This is a genomic window from Bradyrhizobium sp. LCT2, from assembly GCF_009931255.1.
In the GTDB taxonomy this organism is placed as follows: Bacteria; Pseudomonadota; Alphaproteobacteria; order Rhizobiales; family Xanthobacteraceae; genus Bradyrhizobium; species Bradyrhizobium diazoefficiens.
The window spans coordinates 4,238,001-4,256,686 of record NZ_CP034432.1; the positions used below are offsets into that span (position 1 = coordinate 4,238,001).

General features: G+C 63.3%; 6 protein-coding genes. 2 read left to right on the forward strand and 4 right to left on the reverse strand.

What is annotated here, in order from left to right; all coding sequences use genetic code 11:
• Positions 1-31: 31 nt before the first annotated feature.
• Both EI171_RS20410 and EI171_RS20415 read left to right on the forward strand, forming a co-directional pair.
• Positions 32-2,470 (forward strand): DUF5801 repeats-in-toxin domain-containing protein, encoded by a 2,439-nt coding sequence (locus tag EI171_RS20410; RefSeq protein ID WP_161534530.1) that lies wholly within the window; start codon positions 32-34, stop codon positions 2,468-2,470.
• Positions 2,377-11,700, forward strand: a complete 9,324-nt coding sequence (locus EI171_RS20415) for an immunoglobulin-like domain-containing protein (protein WP_161534531.1) — start codon at positions 2,377-2,379, stop codon at positions 11,698-11,700. The genes EI171_RS20410 and EI171_RS20415 overlap by 94 nt, the downstream gene beginning before the upstream one ends.
• Before the next feature lie 53 nt (positions 11,701-11,753).
• Here EI171_RS20415 and EI171_RS20420 read toward each other — a convergent pair whose 3' ends face one another.
• The 4 genes from EI171_RS20420 to EI171_RS20435 all read right to left on the reverse strand — a co-directional run bounded on the left by EI171_RS20420 (position 11,754) and on the right by EI171_RS20435 (position 18,437).
• The gene (locus tag EI171_RS20420) at positions 11,754-12,791 is read right to left on the reverse strand and encodes a transglutaminase-like cysteine peptidase (protein ID WP_371740522.1); all 1,038 of its coding nucleotides are present in this window, start codon (positions 12,789-12,791) and stop codon (positions 11,754-11,756) included.
• 234 nt (positions 12,792-13,025) lie between these two features.
• The gene (locus tag EI171_RS20425) at positions 13,026-14,276 is read right to left on the reverse strand and encodes an HlyD family type I secretion periplasmic adaptor subunit (RefSeq protein WP_011088217.1); all 1,251 of its coding nucleotides are present in this window, start codon (positions 14,274-14,276) and stop codon (positions 13,026-13,028) included.
• On the reverse strand, positions 14,266-16,521 hold the full coding sequence (locus EI171_RS20430) for a type I secretion system permease/ATPase (protein WP_161534533.1): 2,256 nt from the start codon (positions 16,519-16,521) through the stop codon (positions 14,266-14,268). Before EI171_RS20430 ends, EI171_RS20425 begins: the two co-directional genes overlap by 11 nt.
• Before the next feature lie 191 nt (positions 16,522-16,712).
• On the reverse strand, positions 16,713-18,437 hold the full coding sequence (locus EI171_RS20435; RefSeq protein WP_161534534.1) for a TolC family outer membrane protein: 1,725 nt from the start codon (positions 18,435-18,437) through the stop codon (positions 16,713-16,715).
• Positions 18,438-18,686 lie beyond the last annotated feature (249 nt).

The following is an 18,686-nucleotide window of genomic DNA, read 5'->3' on the forward strand; positions in this document are numbered from 1 at the left end:
GAACTGCATAGAGTTTTGGCAGGGGCAGATAATGAACGCACAATTTCAGGTAGCGCAGGCTACCGGCACGGCTATTCCTACCAACACAACTCCAGTTCGAACTTTCACGCTGGCAAAGCCGCTAACAGATCAGGCGGTGGTCGTACATCTCGGATATGACCAGAAGGTCAAGCTCGATTTTTCGGCGATAGCCAACGAAAAGATCACGCTCGTCCATGTCGGCGAGAAGCTGATCATTCTGTTCGACAACAAATCGACGATCACGGTCGATCCGGTCTTCGATTCCCGACACGACGATCAGCACCTGCTGTCCATCGAGCTGGCGCCCGGACGCGACGTCAACGTGCAGGAATTCGCGAGCCTCTTCCCCATCACCACAGACCAGTCCGTGCTGCCTGCAGCCGGTGATGGCAACGGCAACGCCCAGGGAAGCGGCGCCAACTTCTCCAATGCTGCGGTCGATACCCTAAACGCCGGCAATCCGTTGGACCTGCTCGGGCAGGAACAGCTCGGCAATTTCGCCCTCAATCCCGAGACTTTCGCCGGACTGCCTGCAACGACTCCGCCGAGCGCAGGCTTTACGCTCTCGGATACGATCGTCATCCACGATGAAACCGTCGATGTACAGATTCTGAACGGCGCGAACGATCAGCCCAGTGCTGGTCTGCCCGCAGTCTTCTCCGCCGTCGGACTGATCGGATGGGCCCAAAGCGCCGTTTCGGAGATCGCGTCGTCGAGCGCCGGTTTCGGCAGCGGCGGGACCGGAACGATCGCCTATGCGCTGACGACCTCGACCGGCGCGGCGTTCGCCGGCGTCGATTCCGGTCTGCAGGCCACGGTCACCGGCAATGAAATCTTCCTGTTCACCGAGGGCAATCTGGTCGTCGGACGTGAGGGCGCCGGCGGCGTGGCCGATCCGAACGGTGCGGTCGCCTTCCAGCTCTACCTCGATCCTGCGAGCCTGAAGCTTGACGTGGCCCAGTATGAAGCCATCAAGCACGGCACCGCGTCCGACTCCGACACGAGCGAAGGCGCGCAGCTTGGCCATGTCGTTTTCGTGCAGCAGACGGTGACGGACGGCTCCGGCAACACGGCGACTGCGCTGTCGACCGGCTCGCTCGGCGTGTCATTTCTCGACGATGGTCCGACGATCCTGGTGACGGTGGCTGACGGAAGCGAAGGACCCACGCGTCTTGCAACCTTGTCGCTAGACGAATCGATCGCCAGTGACCGCGGCGCGAACGGCTTCCCGGACGGAACGTTCGACGACGTCTCGGGCAATACGAGTCCGGATCCGACCGGCACCCATCCCATCGGCACGATGAAGACCGATGTCGGCAATGTCGAAAGCCCGGGCGATCTGGCAGCCCTGTTCAATGTCGTCAAGGATGGCGGCACGGACACCGAGAAGACGACCGACTATGCCTATTCGTTTACTCTCAACGCCGCCGGCTTCTCGGAGGAATCGAAGGGTGGCATCGCCACCACGTTGAAGGTGACGGACCCGAACCACACCTATTCTGACGACACGATCTATCTGTTCAAGGTCAGCGACACCGAGATCGTGGGCCATGTCGGCGACGATCCGAACGGCCCGGTCGCGATTCGCATCACGCTGGATAACGCAGGCAGCCTCTCGGGAGGCCAGCTCGTCGTCGACCAGTACATGGCGATCGACCATGGCGCGGACCTCAACAATTTCGATTCGACGCAGTTCCTCAATCTGGTCGGAGAAGGCGCGAGCCTCGGCATTACGCTGACCGCGACCATCACCGACGGCGACAATGATACCGCGACGTCCTCAGCCACGATCGAGATCGCGGGGCCCCAACAGTCAAGCATCGGCTTCCAGGATGACGGCCCGTCGATTGATGTGACCGTGCATCAGCCGGTGGAGGGTTCGGCCCATCTAGCCACACTGTCGCTCGACGAATCGATCGGCGGCGATCGCGGCGCCAACGGTCTTCCTGACGGAACGGTCGACGACGTCTCAGGCAACACGGGCCCGGATCCGACCGGCACCAATCCGATCGGCGAGCTGAAGACGGTGGCCGGCGAAGGCGAGCTGAAGGGCGATCTGGAGGCGCTGTTCGACGTCACCAAGATTGCCGGCACCGACGGCGAGAAGTCGACCGACTATGCCTATTCGTTCGCGCTCTCGGGCGCCAAAGAAGCGGAGAACGGCGGCTTCGCCACCACGTTGAAGGTGACGGACCCGAACCACACCTATTCTGACGACACGATCTATCTGTTCAAGGTCAGCGACACCGAGATCGTGGGCCATGTCGGCGACGATCCGAACGGCCCGGTCGCGATCGCATCACGCTGGATAACGCAGGCAGCCTCTCGGGAGGCCAGCTCGTCGTCGACCAGTACATGGCGATCGACCATGGCGCGGACCTCAACAATTTCGATTCGACGCAGTTCCTCAATCTGGTCGGAGAAGGCGCGAGCCTCGGCATTACGCTGACCGCGACCATCACCGACGGCGACAATGATACCGCGACGTCCTCGGCCACGATCGAGATCGTGGGTACCGAGGACTCCAGCATCAGCTTCCAGGACGACGGCCCCGCGGTCTCGGTTTCCGCCAATTCGGCTTTCCAGGTCGTTCACGACGAGACCCTGCTGCTGCAGAGCCCGCCGTTCGGCGACGACAATGACATTCTGTTCACGCCCGTGTTCAACGGCGTCAGCAATCCCGGACACGATCCGCAGGTTCTCTTCGGCCTTCCGGTCGGGTACGCGCAGAGCAACGTCGCCGCGCTCACCATCGACAATGTGGATTTCGGCACCGACGGCGCGGCCAAGACGGGCGCCCAGCTCTTCTCGCTGACGCTGACCGACGCGCAGGGTCAGAGCACGACCGGCCCGATCGATTCGAATCTCGCCACGACGGAAGGGAAAGAGATCTTCCTGTTCCTCGAGAACGGCCTAATCGTCGGCCGTTACGACGGGGGCGATCCCGGCAATGACGTGACCAGCACCAACGATCCGGCCGCGTTTGCGATTGCGATCGATCCGGTGAACGGCAAGGTGTCCGTCGTCCAGTATGTTTCGCTTCACCATAACACCGCTGATATCGGCGGCGATATCGATGAGGCGGTCTCGCTTGCAGGCGCCCTCGGCCAGGTCAAGGCGACCGTGACGGTCACCGACGGCGACGGCGACCACGCTTCGGCGTCCGCCAACATTGGCGGTGGTATCCAGTTCGAAGACGACGGCCCGCTGGTGGCGGCGACGCTGTCTCGCAATTTCGGGGTGACGGCGGACGAGACACCGGGCAACCAGGCCAATGACGTCACGGGTCCTCTGGCGGTCTTCGCGGACGTTGCCAACCCCGGCGACGATCCGGACAAGGCCGGGCCGGTGCTCGCCTACGCGACCAGTAGCGGCGCGGCCCTGAGCATCCTGCCGTACTTCGGCGTCGACGGACCCGATCCGGCTGCGGCGATCGCCTATTCGCTCGATCTGAAATCGTCCGAGTCCGGCGTGACGTTGACAGATGGAACGGCGATTTCGTTGTCGCTGGACAGCGCCGGCCGGGTGATCGGCACGGTGGGTACGGATAACGTGCATCCCGAGCTGAGCGGCACCACCGCCTTTGCCGTGGCCATCGATCCGCTCTCCGGCAAGGTGTCGGTGGTCGAATATCTCTCGCTGCATCACTCCGATTCGTCCAATCCGAACGATCAGGTTTCGCTCGCTGCTGGCTCGATTTCCGCCGTCGTAACCATCAAGGATGGCGATGGCGACACGGCGTCCGCGTCGGCGGATATTTCGAGCAAGATCCACTTCAACGACGACGGTCCGGCGCTGACCATCGGCACCGGCGTGACCACGCCGGAACTTGTCGCGCTCGCACTGAATCTGGACGAGACGATCGGCCATGACGGGTCGCCGCCGGATCAATACAACATCGGCGAGGGCGAGTCGGGCGGCGGAGCGCCGAACGGAACGGCCGACGACACCGGCAACGCCACAGTCACGTTCACGACGGACGCGACCTCGACGGCTCAGATCGGCGAGCTGATGACGGGCGCGGGGCTGCTGGCGCCGTTGTTCACGAATGCGGTGATCGATTACGGGGCTGATGGTCCCGCCCTGGTCAATCCCGTCACGTCCGCGCTCAGCCTCGTCCTGACGGGCGCGCCCGAGGCGGGCGGCATCAAGACCAACCTTGTCGCGACCGCGCTGGCGGATAGCCTGCTCGAAGGCACGTCGCAGGAGCATCGGACCGTCTGGCTGACGATCGAGGGCGGTCAGATCGTCGGCCGCGTCGGTCATGATACGCTGTCCACGGCCGATGATTTCGTCGTGCTGCGTATCTCCCTGAATTCGACCGATCCGGCCACGGCACAGCTCGTGGTCGATCAATTCCTGCCGATCGATCACGACGCGTCGGAGCCTGCCGGGGCCCAGTTGCCCGAGAATCCCTCGCTGTTCGACGAGTCGATCTCGTTGCTCACGGCGATTGCCGGCCAGAGCGTCGGCGTGAAGCTGACCGTGACGGTGACCGACGGCGATGGTGACCATGTCACGAAATCGGCCACCGCGACTGTCATCGACCATAGCAATTCCATCGTCTCGATCGACGATTCTGGTCCGACGATCTCCGCTTCGCAGGATTGCGTCGATACGCCGCTCAGCTATGTCGGCATCAAGGCGGGCAACGTCGACGAGCGCGGTCTCGATGGTCCGAGCGATCAGGACGTGCTGATGTCCGGCGTCGGCCAGGGCAATAGCCCGAACGCGAACACGATCAACACGACAGGGAGTGATATTGGCGTCGGCAACCAGTCGATCGAGGGCCACGAGGTCCACGGAGGCAACGACCTGGCTGCGGAGATACTGCGGCTCGACTTCGTCAACAATGTCACGTTCCCTGCCAATACCTTCGCCTATAATGGGCACTATGAGGTTGATGCGGCCTCGTTCACGATCCACCAGATCCAGGGCAATCCGAGCAATACGGCGACGGTTTTCGTCCAGGTCTTCAATGCCAATGACAACAACGACTTCACCGATGACGGCAATCCGCTGCCGATCACGCTGAACGACGTCACCGTGACCGGGGATGCCAGCTACACCAAAATTCCGGTGTATGACGGCAATACGCTGGTCGGCGTCGTCATCGTCGGCCTGAACGAGGGTGCCACCGTCACGGTTGACACGTCGAACGATTTCAATCGTCTCGTCATTTCCAATTACGACAATGTCGCCTTCTCGAGCACGCCGAACGGCGCGCCGACCCTTCCGGTCGACCCGAACGATTCGCATGAGCTCAATGTCGGTCATCCGTTCTCGGTGAGCGGCATTTCGTCCGTGGTGTGCGCGCCCGCCACGCTCAGCGTCACCCATGACGAGAGCGCGGGATTCGCTCCGCAGTCCGGCCCGAACCCGGAGAACGACGTCGATCCCGCGACCGCTCCGAGCGTGCTGACAGCCGCGATTGCCGGCGCCCAGATCGGTACGGTTCTCGGCTACGCCGAGTCGACCGGCGCCGCCAACACTCTGTTCACGACGCCCGATTTCGGCACGGATGGACCCGGCCCGGCCGGAGGTGTGTCCTATCAACTGACGAATTCCACCGGTGGCGGGTTCACCGGCCAGGATTCCGGGCTGAACACCACGGTCGGCAACCGCGACATCTTCCTGTTCACGGATTCCGCCAACCCGAACATCGTCTGGGGCGTCGACAGCAACAACCTCCAGACCGGCGAGAAGGTGTTCGCGCTTTATGTCGACACCGACGGGCATCTGTGGGTCGCACAGTTCGCGGCGATCGCGCACAATGTCGATGGCTCGACGCCCGCCGCCTATGACGACGAGGTCTCGATCACCAACGGCCTCGTGTACATCTCGGCCACCGCGACCGACGGTGATGGCGACACCGCCCATGCCGTTTCGCCGGCCGGGCTTCACATCAATTTCCAGGACGATGGTCCGCATGCATTTGCGGAAGCGCCGCAGGATGTCCTCGAAGGTTCCGCGCCGGTCACCGGACAGCTCGAGTTCGATCCGGGCGCTGACGGCGCGACCGTCACTGAGATCAACGGGGTGAACTTGTCCTTCGGTGTGGACGGGTATTCCCAGGCGATCGCGCTCGCCCATGGCAGTCTCCAGGTCACCGCGGACGGCGCCTACAAGTTCGTTGCGCAGCCCGACGACGTCTACAAGACCGGCGGGCCGGCGAACTTCACGTACACCGTGACCGATGGTGACGGCGATACGTCGGCATCGACGGTATCGTTCGTGGTCACCGATGACAGCGACCCGACCAAGGTGACGTTGAACGACGTGACGGTGAACGAGGGCGTCGGCACGGCAACGATTTCGGCCAGCGTGGATCATGCCCCGCAGGGCAGCAATCTCGTGCTGACCTTGAGCAACGGCGCGACGATCACGATCCTTGCCGGTCAGACCACCGGAACGTCGACGCCGTTCGCGGTGCAGGGCGACGATCCCTATGTCGATCACGAGACCTACCCTGTCTCGGTCACCGGTGCGGTCGGTGGCAATTATGAGCTCCTGGACACCACCGACACGTCGACGGTGACGGTCAACGATACGATCACCACCAACTTCGTGACGCTGGACAACGTCGTGGTGTTCGAGAACCAGTCGTTCGTCTACACGGCGCACATGGACTACGCCTCGCTGACGTCGTTCACGGTGACGCTGAACAATGGCGTGAACATCACCTTTGCGCCCGGTCAGTTTACCGCGATGTCGGCTCCGCAGGCGGCGCAGGGCGAAGACGTCTATGTGGACGGCCAGGTCATCCCGGTCTCGATCGCCGGCACGTCCGGCGGCAATTTCGAGGCGGTGAACACCACGACCTACGGCAATGCCACGGTCACGTTCAAGGACACGATCGACCCGACCAAGGTGACGTTGAACGACGTGACGGTGAACGAGGGCGTCGGCACGGCGACGATCTCGGCCAGCGTGGACCATGCGCCGCAGGGCAGCAATCTCGTGCTGACCTTGAGCAACGGCGCGACAATCACGATCCTTAATGGCCAGACGACGGGCACCTCGACGCCGTTCGCGGTGCAGGGCGACGACCCCTATGTCGATCACGAGACCTATCCCGTCTCGGTCACCGGCGCGACCGGCGGCAATTATGAGCTCCTTGACACCACCGACACGGCGACGGTGACGGTCAACGACACGATCACCACCAACTTCGTGACGCTGGACAACGTCGTGGTGTTCGAGAACCAGACGTTCGTCTACACGGCGCACATGGACTACGCCTCGCTGACGCCGTTCACGGTGACGCTGAACAACGGCGTGGACATCACCTTTGCGCCCGGTCAGTTTACGGCGACCTCGGATCCGCAGCCGGCGCAGGGCGAAGACGTCTATGTGGACGGCCAGGTCATCCCGGTCTCGATCGCCGGCACGTCCGGCGGCAATTTCGAGGCGGTGAACACCACGACCTACGGCAATGCCACCGTTACGACCAAGGATACGATCGATCCGGTGACGGCCACGCTGAGTGCGACACCGTCGACCAGCGAGGACGGCGGCTCGATCACCTACACGGTGACGCTGACGAGCGGGCTGAGCCCGTTCACGCCGACCAACAATCTGGACTTCACCCTGGCCAATGGCGAGCACGTCATCGTGCAGGCGGGCCAGGCCAGCGGCTCGACGACGATCGCGGTCAACGAGGACGACGTCTATATCGACACCCACCCGGTGACGAACAGCATTGTCAGCCATACCGGCGGCAGCGAGTACGAGAGCCTGGTGACGAACCCGGCGACGGTGACGACGACGATCACCGACGACAGCGACCCGGTGACGGCGACGCTGACGGCGACACCGTCGACCAGCGAGGACGGCGGCTCGATCACCTATACGGTGACGCTGACGAGCGGGCTGAGCCCGTTCACGCCGACCGGCAATCTGGACTTCACCCTGGCCAATGGCGAGCACGTCATCGTGCAGGCGGGTCAGGCCAGCGGCTCGACGACGATCGCGGTCAACGAGGACGACGTCTATATCGACACCCACCCGGTGACGAACAGCATTGTCAGCCATACCGGCGGCAGCGAGTACGAGAGCCTGGTGACGAACCCGGCGACGGTGACGACGACGATCACCGACGACAGCGACCCGGTGACGGCGACGCTGACGGCGACACCGTCGACCAGCGAGGACGGCGGCTCGATCACCTATACGGTGACGCTGACGAGCGGGCTGAGCCCGCTCACGCCGACCAGCAATCTGGACTTCACCCTGGCCAATGGCGAGCACGTCATCGTGCAGGCGGGCCAGGCCAGCGGCTCGACGACGATCGCGGTCAACGAGGACGATGTCTATATCGACACCCATCCGGTGACGAACAGCATTGTCAGCCATACCGGCGGCAGCGAGTACGAGAGCCTAGTGACCAACCCAGCGACGGTGACGACGACGATCACCGACGACAGCGACCCGGTGACGGCGACGCTGACGGCGACACCGTCGACCAGCGAGGACGGCGGCTCGATCACCTATACGGTGACGCTGACGAGCGGGCTGAGCCCGTTCACGCCGACCGGCAATCTGGACTTCACCCTGGCCAATGGCGAGCACGTCATCGTGCAGGCGGGCCAGGCCAGCGGCTCGACGACGATCCCGGTCAACGAGGACGACGTCTATATCGACACCCACCCGGTGACGAACAGCATTGTCAGCCATACCGGCGGCAGCGAGTACGAGAGCCTAGTGACCAACCCAGCGACGGTGACGACGACGATCACCGACGACAGCGACCCGGTGACGGCGACGCTGACGGCGACACCGTCGACCAGCGAGGACGGCGGCTCGATCACCTATACGGTGACGCTGACGAGCGGGCTGAGCCCGTTCACGCCGACCAGCAATCTGGACTTCACCCTGGCCAATGGCGAGCACGTCATCGTGCAGGCGGGTCAGGCCAGCGGCTCGACGACGATCGCGGTCAACGAGGACGACGTCTATATCGACACCCACCCGGTGACGAACAGCATTGTCAGCCATACCGGCGGCAGCGAGTACGAGAGCCTGGTGACGAACCCGGCGACGGTGACGACGACGATCACCGACGACAGCGACCCGGTGACGGCGACGCTGACGGCGACACCGTCGACCAGCGAGGACGGCGGCTCGATCACCTATACGGTGACGCTGACGAGCGGGCTGAGCCCGTTCACGCCGACCGGCAATCTGGACTTCACCCTGGCCAATGGCGAGCACGTCATCGTGCAGGCGGGCCAGGCCAGCGGCTCGACGACGATCGCGGTCAACGAGGACGACGTCTATATCGACACCCACCCGGTGACGAACAGCATTGTCAGTCATACCGGCGGCAGCGAGTACGAGAGCCTGGTGACCAACCCGGCGACGGTGACGACGACGATCACCGACGACCAGGATCCCGTTACAGCCACCTTGACGACGTCCACCGCCGGCATCTCCGAGTTTGGCGGCTCGGTCACCTACACGGTGACGCTGACGAGCGGGCTGACGCCATTCACTCCAAAGACCGATTTGGTGTTGACCCTGGCCAACGGTGAGCACGTCACGATCTTCGCCGGGCAGCCGAGCGGTTCGGTGACGACCAACTACACCGACGCGCAGATCACAAATCAGGCGTCGATCGCCGATTCCATCACCGGAGTCTTCAGCGGCGGCGGCGAATACGAGCAGCTGCTGACGACCGGAACGACCTCGGTGCCAGTCGTGTACGCGCCAACCGTTGCCGTCGGCAACAATGTCGCCCTGCCGGAAGACACCCAGGAGGTGTTCCAGTTCACGGCTACGCCCGTCAGCGCCGGCTCGCATGTCACCCAGGTCGTCGTTTCAGGCCTCACGGGCTGGAGCGTCGATACGTCCACGGCCACGGTCAACGGTGCGACTGTGACCGCAACCTTCAACTCCGGTAGCGGCGTGCTGACCTTCAACATCAGCGGCGCCGGGGCCGGCACAGTCGAGACGGTCTCGGTGGCGATGACGCCGCCACTGAACACCGACGTGGACGCGAGCATCACGATGACGGCCACCGCCGCGCAGGGCGCGATCAGCGCCACCAGTGCGGGTACGGCGGGCACCATCTATGTCGACGCCGTCGCGGACATGCCGACCGTGGTCGCCGGCCAGACGCACATGATCTTCGTGACCGACTCGCCCAGCGATTCCAATACAGCCTTCAGCAACGGCGAAACCGGAGCGCTGCAAATCAAGGCGACGTTCGGCGACGTTCACGACGGATCGGAGAGCCACACGCTGGATATCCATCTCCAGAGCGGGTTCACGGCCGGCCTCCTGGCAAGCGGCACGATCGCTGGCACCTACAACGGTGTCGCCACGACGTTCAGCTACACCTACACTTCGGCGACGGGCGACATCCACATCGCCGTCCCCCAGGATACAGGTCTCAATCCGAACGCCAACCAGACCGCCACGATCGATCTGAGCTTTGCGGTGACGGCGCCGGCGACGGGCACGCTGCCAAGCACGCTGAACTTCACGGCCACGGCGACTGCCACCGAGACCACTTTGCATGGCGGTGGGGTCGGCGCGAGCAATGCCGATCTCACCACAGACAACGTGGCGGCCTTCACCGATACGACCGGTATCCCGGCTGCGCGGCTGCTGTCCGGGACGATCGTCACCAACTCGAACCAGACCGCCCAGGACATGATCCTGACGTTCGTCGACCAGGAGCACCCGCTCGACGCCTTCTCACAACTGGTGATCACCAACGCGCAGGGCCAGCAGGGCAACGTCACCTCGGACGCCGGTTTCAACATCTCGGGAGCGGACCACTTCCTGGTCTCGCTCGATGCCCCGTTCGACACTTCAAAGATCGGTGTGACCAACTTCACACTCAACGGCACGCATATCGACGAGGCGTCTGGGCACCCTCAGATCGGGATTAGCGGCGGCAGCGTCAGTGCCGGCTTCACCGCGGTCATGACGACGAACAATGCCGCTGGCGTGACCGGCACGGATTCACACGACTCGCACACCAACAACGACAGCATCTCGGATCCGTCAGCCAATACCAACACCTACAACATGACGTATGTGGATGGTAAGAGCGCGACCGCGTCGGGCAGCAATGATGCCGACCTTCTCAATGCGGCGGGTTCTCCGGGCAACGTGGAGAACGGCGGAGCCGGCAACGACATTCTGGTGTACCACCCGTCGACCACGATCGATGGCGGCAGCGGCTTCGATATTCTGCGCATCGATGACGGAGCGATCTATAACTCGTCGCTGGAGATCAGCGGTGCGTCGGCCAACGGGCTGTCAGCTGGCAATGCCCACACGGTGGGGGGCGTCCATCTCTATGGAATCGATCTGTCGGGGGCGAACCTGACCAATCTGGAATCGATCCTGATCACCGACGATCCGCTCGCAAGCTCGCTCTACGGAACCGAGCTCAACGGGCTATCGATCGCCAAGGTCACCGCCATCACTGAGGCGACCAACAGCACTTCGGCGACGGCTCACTCGCTCTTCGTTGTCGGTTCGGCCGGCGACGATGTGCAGCTTGCGACGGGGGCCGGGGGGTGGACCGAGTCGGCCAACACCTTCACCTCCACCGGCGGGCAGGTCTTCCATCAGTGGATTCCGACAGGCTCGACCGTGGCGACGGCGACGGCAAGCCTGTTCATCGACAATGACCTGCAGGTGAACCACGCCGCGCAGGCCTAGTCGACAGCGGAAAGCGGCTCAACCGGAGCCGCTTTCGCCTCTACTGCACAAGCTCACATCAGCAGCGGGAGCGCGCCGGGCCAGGCGCTGCCGGCGGCGATGTCCGCATTACCCCATTCCGTCGCTTCGTCGCTGGCGGCGGGTGCGGCTTCCGCGGGGCCGGCCAGCTGGCGCTGGGCATAGGGCGCGGCGAACAGGTGGACGCCGGCGTGGTCGATGGCGAACAGCGGGGCCAGGTTCGTCGCCCCTGAATCCTCGATCAGCTCGGAGCGCCGGTTGTCCAGCACGAGCCACTGTCCCTCAAGGCGCGCGGCGAGCACGGCGTGGTCCTGCCGCACCGCGCGGTCGCGGACCAGTACGAGCCGCAGATCCTCGCGCGGAAATCCGGTTTCGTAGAGCGCGACATATTTCGCGATCGCATAATCCTCGCAGTCGCCCTTCGCCGTGGCGAAGGTCTCGAGCGGCGAGCTCCAGCGATCGGCTTCGCCGTGCTGCGCATAGTCGCTGACGTAGCGGACGACCATGTTGACCGCGCGATTGACCTCGTCGAGCCTTGCGCGTCCCGATTTCGCTTTCGCGGCGCCGATCAATCGCAGGAACTGCGCTGCGTTCGAGGGGCAATTGGCGGCATCAGACTCGCACCGCTTCAGGGTCTCTGCGTCCCTGGCCAGCCTGGTCTCGAGGCCCCGCCATTTCTGCCACAACAGGCCTTCGGGCGCGCGGAAGGTGAAGAGGCCGAACGGCTCGTCGCCTTTCGCCGGCACGGGCCTGGGCTCGGGGGCCGCGTCGGTCGCGATGTTGGAAGGTGTCAGCGCCGCGAGACGGACGGCATTCGGCCCGCGGCCGCGCATGGCATCGAGCTTCGCCAGCACGTCGTTGATGCGGAAGAACGTCGCCGGCGCACGCGTTGCCGCGTCAATGCCGGGAGCGAGAGTGTCCTGGGCGTCCTGAGCCAGGGCGTCTTGAGTCAGGGCGTCTTGAGTCAAGACGTCCCGAGCCAGGGCGTCATCGGCCCGGGCGGGCGATGTCACGCCGGCAACGACCAATGCAACCAGCCCCACGCCGAGCGCGCACAGGCCTTTGCGCTGCAATTCCCAATGCAGTGTCATAGACGACGTCCCCTGCGCCGGGAGCGTCGTCAACGTCTATTGCGTCGATCCACGCCCCGATCCTGTTGTCGGATCGAGACTGAGGTCTGCGACGCTTAGGTGAGGTTAAAGCGGGGGGAGGGCGGCAGCCTTGTCGCAAAGGCGGTCAATCGCGCGCTTCGAGCGACCGGCAAATTGTCGCCGCGACCTTTGCGCCCTGTTAACCTTGTCGAAGCCTCAACGCTCGCGCAGGGCTTCGTCGCGCAGTGTGCGGGCCGGCCTCACCAGATAATCGAGAACCGATTTCTCGCCGGTCAGCACCTCGACCGTCGCGATCATGCCGGGAATGATCGGGAGCGGCTTCTGCTCCGTGCCCAGGTGGTTCTTCTCTGTCCGCACCATGACGCGGTAGAAGCTCTCCTGGCGATCCGGGGTCTTTTCGGCCTTGTCGTCGACGATCGTATCGGCGCTGATGCGCTCGACCTTGCCCTTCAGCGAGCCGTAGACGGAGGAATCGTAGGCCGAGATCTTCACCACGGCGTCCTGGCCGGGCCGGATGAAGGCGATGTCCTGGGGCTTGATGCGACCTTCGACCAGCAGCGTGTCGTCGAGGGGGACGATGTCCATCACATTGGCGCCGGGCTGCACGACTGCCCCCACGGTGGTCACGTTCAACTTGTTGACGATCCCGTGCACGGGTGCCTTGAGGTCGGTTCGCCGGACCCGGTCCTGCGCCGATTTGATATTTTCATCGAGCACGGCCAGGTCGCCCTTGGACTTCGCAAGATCTTCGTCCGCCTGGGAGCGGAAGGAGGAGACCGTGCTCGCGATCTTGGATTGGGCCTCCGCGAGTTGTCCTCTCATCTCGGTCGCCTGGCGGTCGAGCCGCAACATCTCGATTTCCGGCACCACCTTTTGCTCGTACAGCTTGCGCGTCAACGCCAGCTCCCGATCCAGCAATTTGAGCGTGCCGCCGAGCCGGGCGACCTGCTGGTTCAGGACGTCGACATCCTGCGCCAGTTTCTGTGCGCGCATCTTGAACACGCTGCTTTCCGTGGCCACGGCCGACGGCACCACCTGGTCAAGCTGATCGGGAAAGATCAGCTCGCCCTTTCCCCTGGCTTCGGCCTCAAGTCTGGTGACACGGGCCGCCATCGCAGCCCGCCGTTCCCTGATCTCGCCGAATTCGGATGCAAACTTTGTATCGTCGATGCGCATCAGGGATTGTCCCTGCTGGACGATCGATCCCTCCTGGACGAGGATATCGCCGACGATCCCGCCTTCGAGCGACTGCACCACCTGCATCTGGCGCGCGGGTACGACGCGGCCGTTGCCTCGCTTGACTTCGTCCAGCACGGCGAAATGAGCCCAGGTCAGGAACGTGGCGAGCAGGGCAAGGGACGCTACAAGCAGCATGCGGGAGGTCCGCGGCGCACGAAGCGCGGCGGCAGCCCGAACATCGTTGGCAAATGCGAAATCAGACGACATTGGTTCTGGCCATGGGTGAGACGGGTTGCTCGGCAGCCGCCGGCATCGGGGTCTGGCTCGGCGTCGATGGCGCCGGCTTGCCCTGCAGGAGCGCGAGAACCTTGTCGCGGGGGCCGTCGGCGATCAGTCGGCCGTTGTCGAACAGCAGCAGGCGGTCGACCATATTCAGCAGTGAGAGCCGATGCGTCGAGATCAGAATGGTGATCTGCTCTTCGCGCAGCGCTCTCAGGCGCTCGAGAAATTCGGCTTCGCTGCGAATGTCGAAATGGGCTGTCGGTTCGTCCAGAAACAATATCCGCGGCTTCCTGATGAGCACCCGCGCAAGGCCGATGGCCTGCTTCTGGCCGCCGGAGAGGCTCCGGCCGCCTTCCGAAATGGGCATGTCGTAGCCCATGGGATGGCCCGCGACGAACGTCTCGACGCCGGCCAGCCGTGCCGCGGCCAGGACTTCCTCGTCGGTTGCCTCGGGTTTGCCCAGCGCGATGTTGTCGCGCAGCTTTCCGAAGAACAGCTCGGTGTCCTGCATCGCAAAGCCAACCCCGGACCGCAGGTCGGACGGATCGTATTGCCGCGAGTCGACACCATCGACGAGGATGCGGCCCTCCTGCGCCTCATAGAAGCCGAGCAGAAGCCGCCCCACAGTCGTCTTGCCGGATCCAATGCGTCCGATGATGCCGACCTTCTCGCCGCCTTCGATCTTGAAGGATACCTTGTCGAGGGCCTTGCCGGGCGCATTGGGGTAAGTGAAGCTGACGCCGTCGAAAGCGATCGCGCCTTCACGGATCTGTCGAGAGACATAGGCACGCGCAGGGGATCGCTCGCGCTCCAGCGACATAATGCGATCGATGGCCTTTAGCGAACTCAGCGTTTGCGTTCCGCGCGTGATCACCGAAGCGATCCCGGCGATCGGTGCCAGAACGCGCCCCGCCAGCATGTTTGCCGCGACCAGCGCTCCGACCGTGAGCTTGCCGTCGAGTATCAGGAATACGCCGACGACGATCAGGGCGAGGCTGGTGAGCTGTTGGGCCGTATTGGCGCTCGTCAGCGCGAGCGAGGCCCAGAAATGGACGTCTTCGCCCGAGCGGGCCGTTGCCGCGACCGATCGTTCCCAGGCCGTTTGCATGCGCGCTTCGGCGCCGGTCGCGCGTATCGTCTCGAGGCCGGACAGCGATTCGACCAGCACGCCATGACGTGCCGCAGCTTCAGCCTGCTGGCGTTTCATGGCCCGGTCCAGCGGGCGCTGCAATGCCAGGCCGATCAGGAGCATGACCGGCAACATCACCAGAGGTATCCAGGCCAGCGGCCCGGCGATGACAAAGAGAATCCCGACAAACAGCATCGCGAACAGCAGATCCGTCGCGGATACGACGCTGCCGGACGTGAAGAACTCGCGAACTGAATCGAAGTCGCGCAACTGATTGGCGAGGATGCCCACCGACGCGGGGCGCTGCGCCATCTTCACGCCCATCACGTGCTCGAAAATGTTGGCAGCGAGGATGACGTCGATCGTCTTGCCGGTGACATCGATCATACGGCTGCGAACCGTCCGGAAGATGAAGTCGAACGCAATCGCCAACCCCATTCCGATCGACAGGGCGATCAGCGAAGGAAGCGCGCCATTGGGGACAACGCGGTCGTAGACGCTCATGGTGAAGAGGGGCGTCGCCAGCGCGAGCATATTTATCAGGAAGGCTGCAAGCGCGATGTGACCGTAGCCGCGCCAATGCAGCTTGACCACCGACCAAAACCAATGGCTTCGCGGCAGGTCGCCGGCAGCGACGGCGCGTGCGTTGCTCTCGACCGTAGCCCTGACGAAGAAAGCGTATCCGGTGTAGCCGGCCGAGATGGTCTGGATCGCGTGAAGCTCAGGGATGCCGGCCTTGAGGGACGGATTGAGGACTTTGACACTGCTTCCGGATTTGTCGAACTCCAGCAGGATCAGCGTCGTGCCATTCTTCATGATAAGGACGGCCGGCAGCACCAGCGCGGGAATATCGGCAATGTCGCGCTTGACGGCTTCGGTCTGGAGGCCCGCGCGCTGAGCCGCACGGTCATAGAGGGGAACTGACAACCGGCCGTCGAGGATCGGCAGGCCGCCTAGCAATGCCTCGCGACTAACGGCACGGCCGTGGTACGACGCCAGGTAAATGAGCGATGATGCAAGTGGGTCGTCGCTTTCGAGGCGACCTGTCGCTTGCTTCGGTTCAGACGCAACGGCTTGCTCCGCGAAGGAGTTGCCATGCATGTGCGTTGACTCGGATGCTCGAAACAACAAATGCGAATGTCCAAAATGAAATGATGCGGAGCGAAAAGCGAACCGTCATTCCAGCATAGCGGAAAACGCACGAAATCATTTGGTTAATCGGCAAAAGCGCAACTAAAGGTTAATCTTCGAACCGCCTTTCGCCGATCACGGACGCGCTCGCGGAGTTGGAACTATCTCTGAACCGGCTCGAATGCCGTCGCCAGCCAGTGCGGCTTTCTATCGGCCGCGTACGCGGTAGCGGGAGAGGGAGAGGTGTTGAGTTTGACCGGATCGTCGGTGCTTCGCTGCTGCGTGATCCATTCGGATGCTCCCACCATGGTCGGCAGATTGGATCGTGTCGGCCATCTATCCTTGAACGCATCAGGTTCGGGCGCTTCGCTCGCGTAGCCCAGACGGGCGGGAACTCGCTCCGGTGCAGGCACCGGGACGTTCAGCGGTTCGGAACCGGTCTGGGGCAGCTTCACGCGGAGCGTCGGCGCCTTGTAGTCGGGCGTTCCGAAAACCCCAAGATCCACCGGCGCTGCGTCAACAGGCGGCGGAGATTTCAAATATTCAAGCAGCGTGCCCATGGCCGCCAAAAGTTGATAGTCGGCGAACACCACGACGCCACGAGCCGAGGTCAACGAAACCAATGCGTTGAAATACTGGTTCTGGGCATTCAAGAGGTCGATCAGCGAACGCTGGCCAAGCTCATATTCCTTTTGGAAGGCCGCAATCGTCTTGCGATCAGCCTCGAGTTGCCGCGTCAGCGCGGCGATTCGTGTCACGGTGACCGTCCGCGCTGCCCAAGCCTTGTCGATGGATTCGATTGCATCGCGCTGAAGGCGTGCATGCCGCGCGGTACTTTCGACGTAGCGTTCGGACATCTCCGACCGCCGCCAGACATCCTGACCGCCGCGGAAGACATCCCAGGACATGACAACCTTGCCGCTGTAGTCGTCGTGAGTAACCCCAAGATAGGGGTAGGTGTTGTCGTTGTGCGTCGCCCGGCCCTCGAGCGAGAAGGTCGGAACAAAAGCGCCGTCCGTCACGCGAAACGCATGCTTTGCCGCATCGGCGTCGGCCTGCGCGGCCTGAATGGTGGGGTTGAACCGTACCGTGGTGGCAAGGGCCTCGTCGCGGGTCGTGGGCAAGCCGCCCAGTGGTCCCGGGAAGCGAAGATTGATGGGTTCAAGTCCGACGACCTTGCGGAATCTGGCGCGGGACTCTTCCAGGCTCCGGCGGAATTCGGCGAGCGTCGCACGCGCATTTTCAACCCGTTCGCGGGCCTGCTCGAGATCGCCTTCACCGGCGCGTCCGCCGGAAAAGCGCGTGTTGACGTTGCTGAAGATCTTCTCGTGGGTGACGACGTTCTGCTCGCTGAGCGTGACCAGTCGCAAATAGCGCACGACGTCGACATAGGCTTCCGCTGCGTCCAGAGCGATCAACTCGGTCCGCTCGCGAACGCGGAAAGCCGCTGCGTTGACGCGCGCCGTCTGCCGCCAGATGTCGTGAATCGAGGCGAAGCCGTCGAACAAGATCTGCCGGACGACGACGGATTCCTGCGATCCGTTTCGCCACGAGCCATTTCCGACGATCGGGACGGGCAGGGCGGTGCCGGTTGATACGGCAGCACTCTGGTCGAATTTTTCGGGACCCCAGCGCGCTTCCACGCGAACCTGCGGAAGCAGCGTGCTCTGGGTCTGGCGAAGCTCGCTCTCGGTAGCGCGGCGGTTGGCCGAGGCTTCACCAACTCCAGGGTTGGTACGTACGGCCTGTTTCAACGCGTCATTGATCGAGAACGGTTCGGCTAATGCGCCGCCGCATGGAACCACAGCCAATGCTGTGAAAACGAAAATGTACTTGAGCAATTTTACCTCCGCCCGTTTCCGAAATTCGGTCGCGGGGTCCCCCATGAAATTGCCTCAAGTCTCGCAAGGACTGAACCGACAAGCTAGGCGCAATGCGGGAAAATTGAGCAATTGTACCGGGTTGTCGCATTTCTGCCACGTCGGAGGCAGAGCGGAGGTTTAATAATACCTCTATCTTCGGAGTGGAGGGCGGCGCCAAACCTGGGTGTGACGAAGCGCAAGCTTCCGCTGTGCCGCTTTACCTCTCAGCCTGTTGTCGATCCACGATGCCCGTACTGTTCCGCCAGCGGACCA

Coding starts and splice junctions, on each gene's coding strand:
- EI171_RS20415 (WP_161534531.1), top strand. CDS start 2,377: ATGGCGATCGACCATGGCGCGGACCTCAACAATTTCGATTCGACGCAG.
- EI171_RS20430 (WP_161534533.1), bottom strand. CDS start 16,521: ATGCATGGCAACTCCTTCGCGGAGCAAGCCGTTGCGTCTGAACCGAAG.
- EI171_RS20410 (WP_161534530.1), top strand. CDS start 32: ATGAACGCACAATTTCAGGTAGCGCAGGCTACCGGCACGGCTATTCCT.
- EI171_RS20425 (WP_011088217.1), bottom strand. CDS start 14,276: ATGTCGTCTGATTTCGCATTTGCCAACGATGTTCGGGCTGCCGCCGCG.
- EI171_RS20435 (WP_161534534.1), bottom strand. CDS start 18,437: ATGGGGGACCCCGCGACCGAATTTCGGAAACGGGCGGAGGTAAAATTG.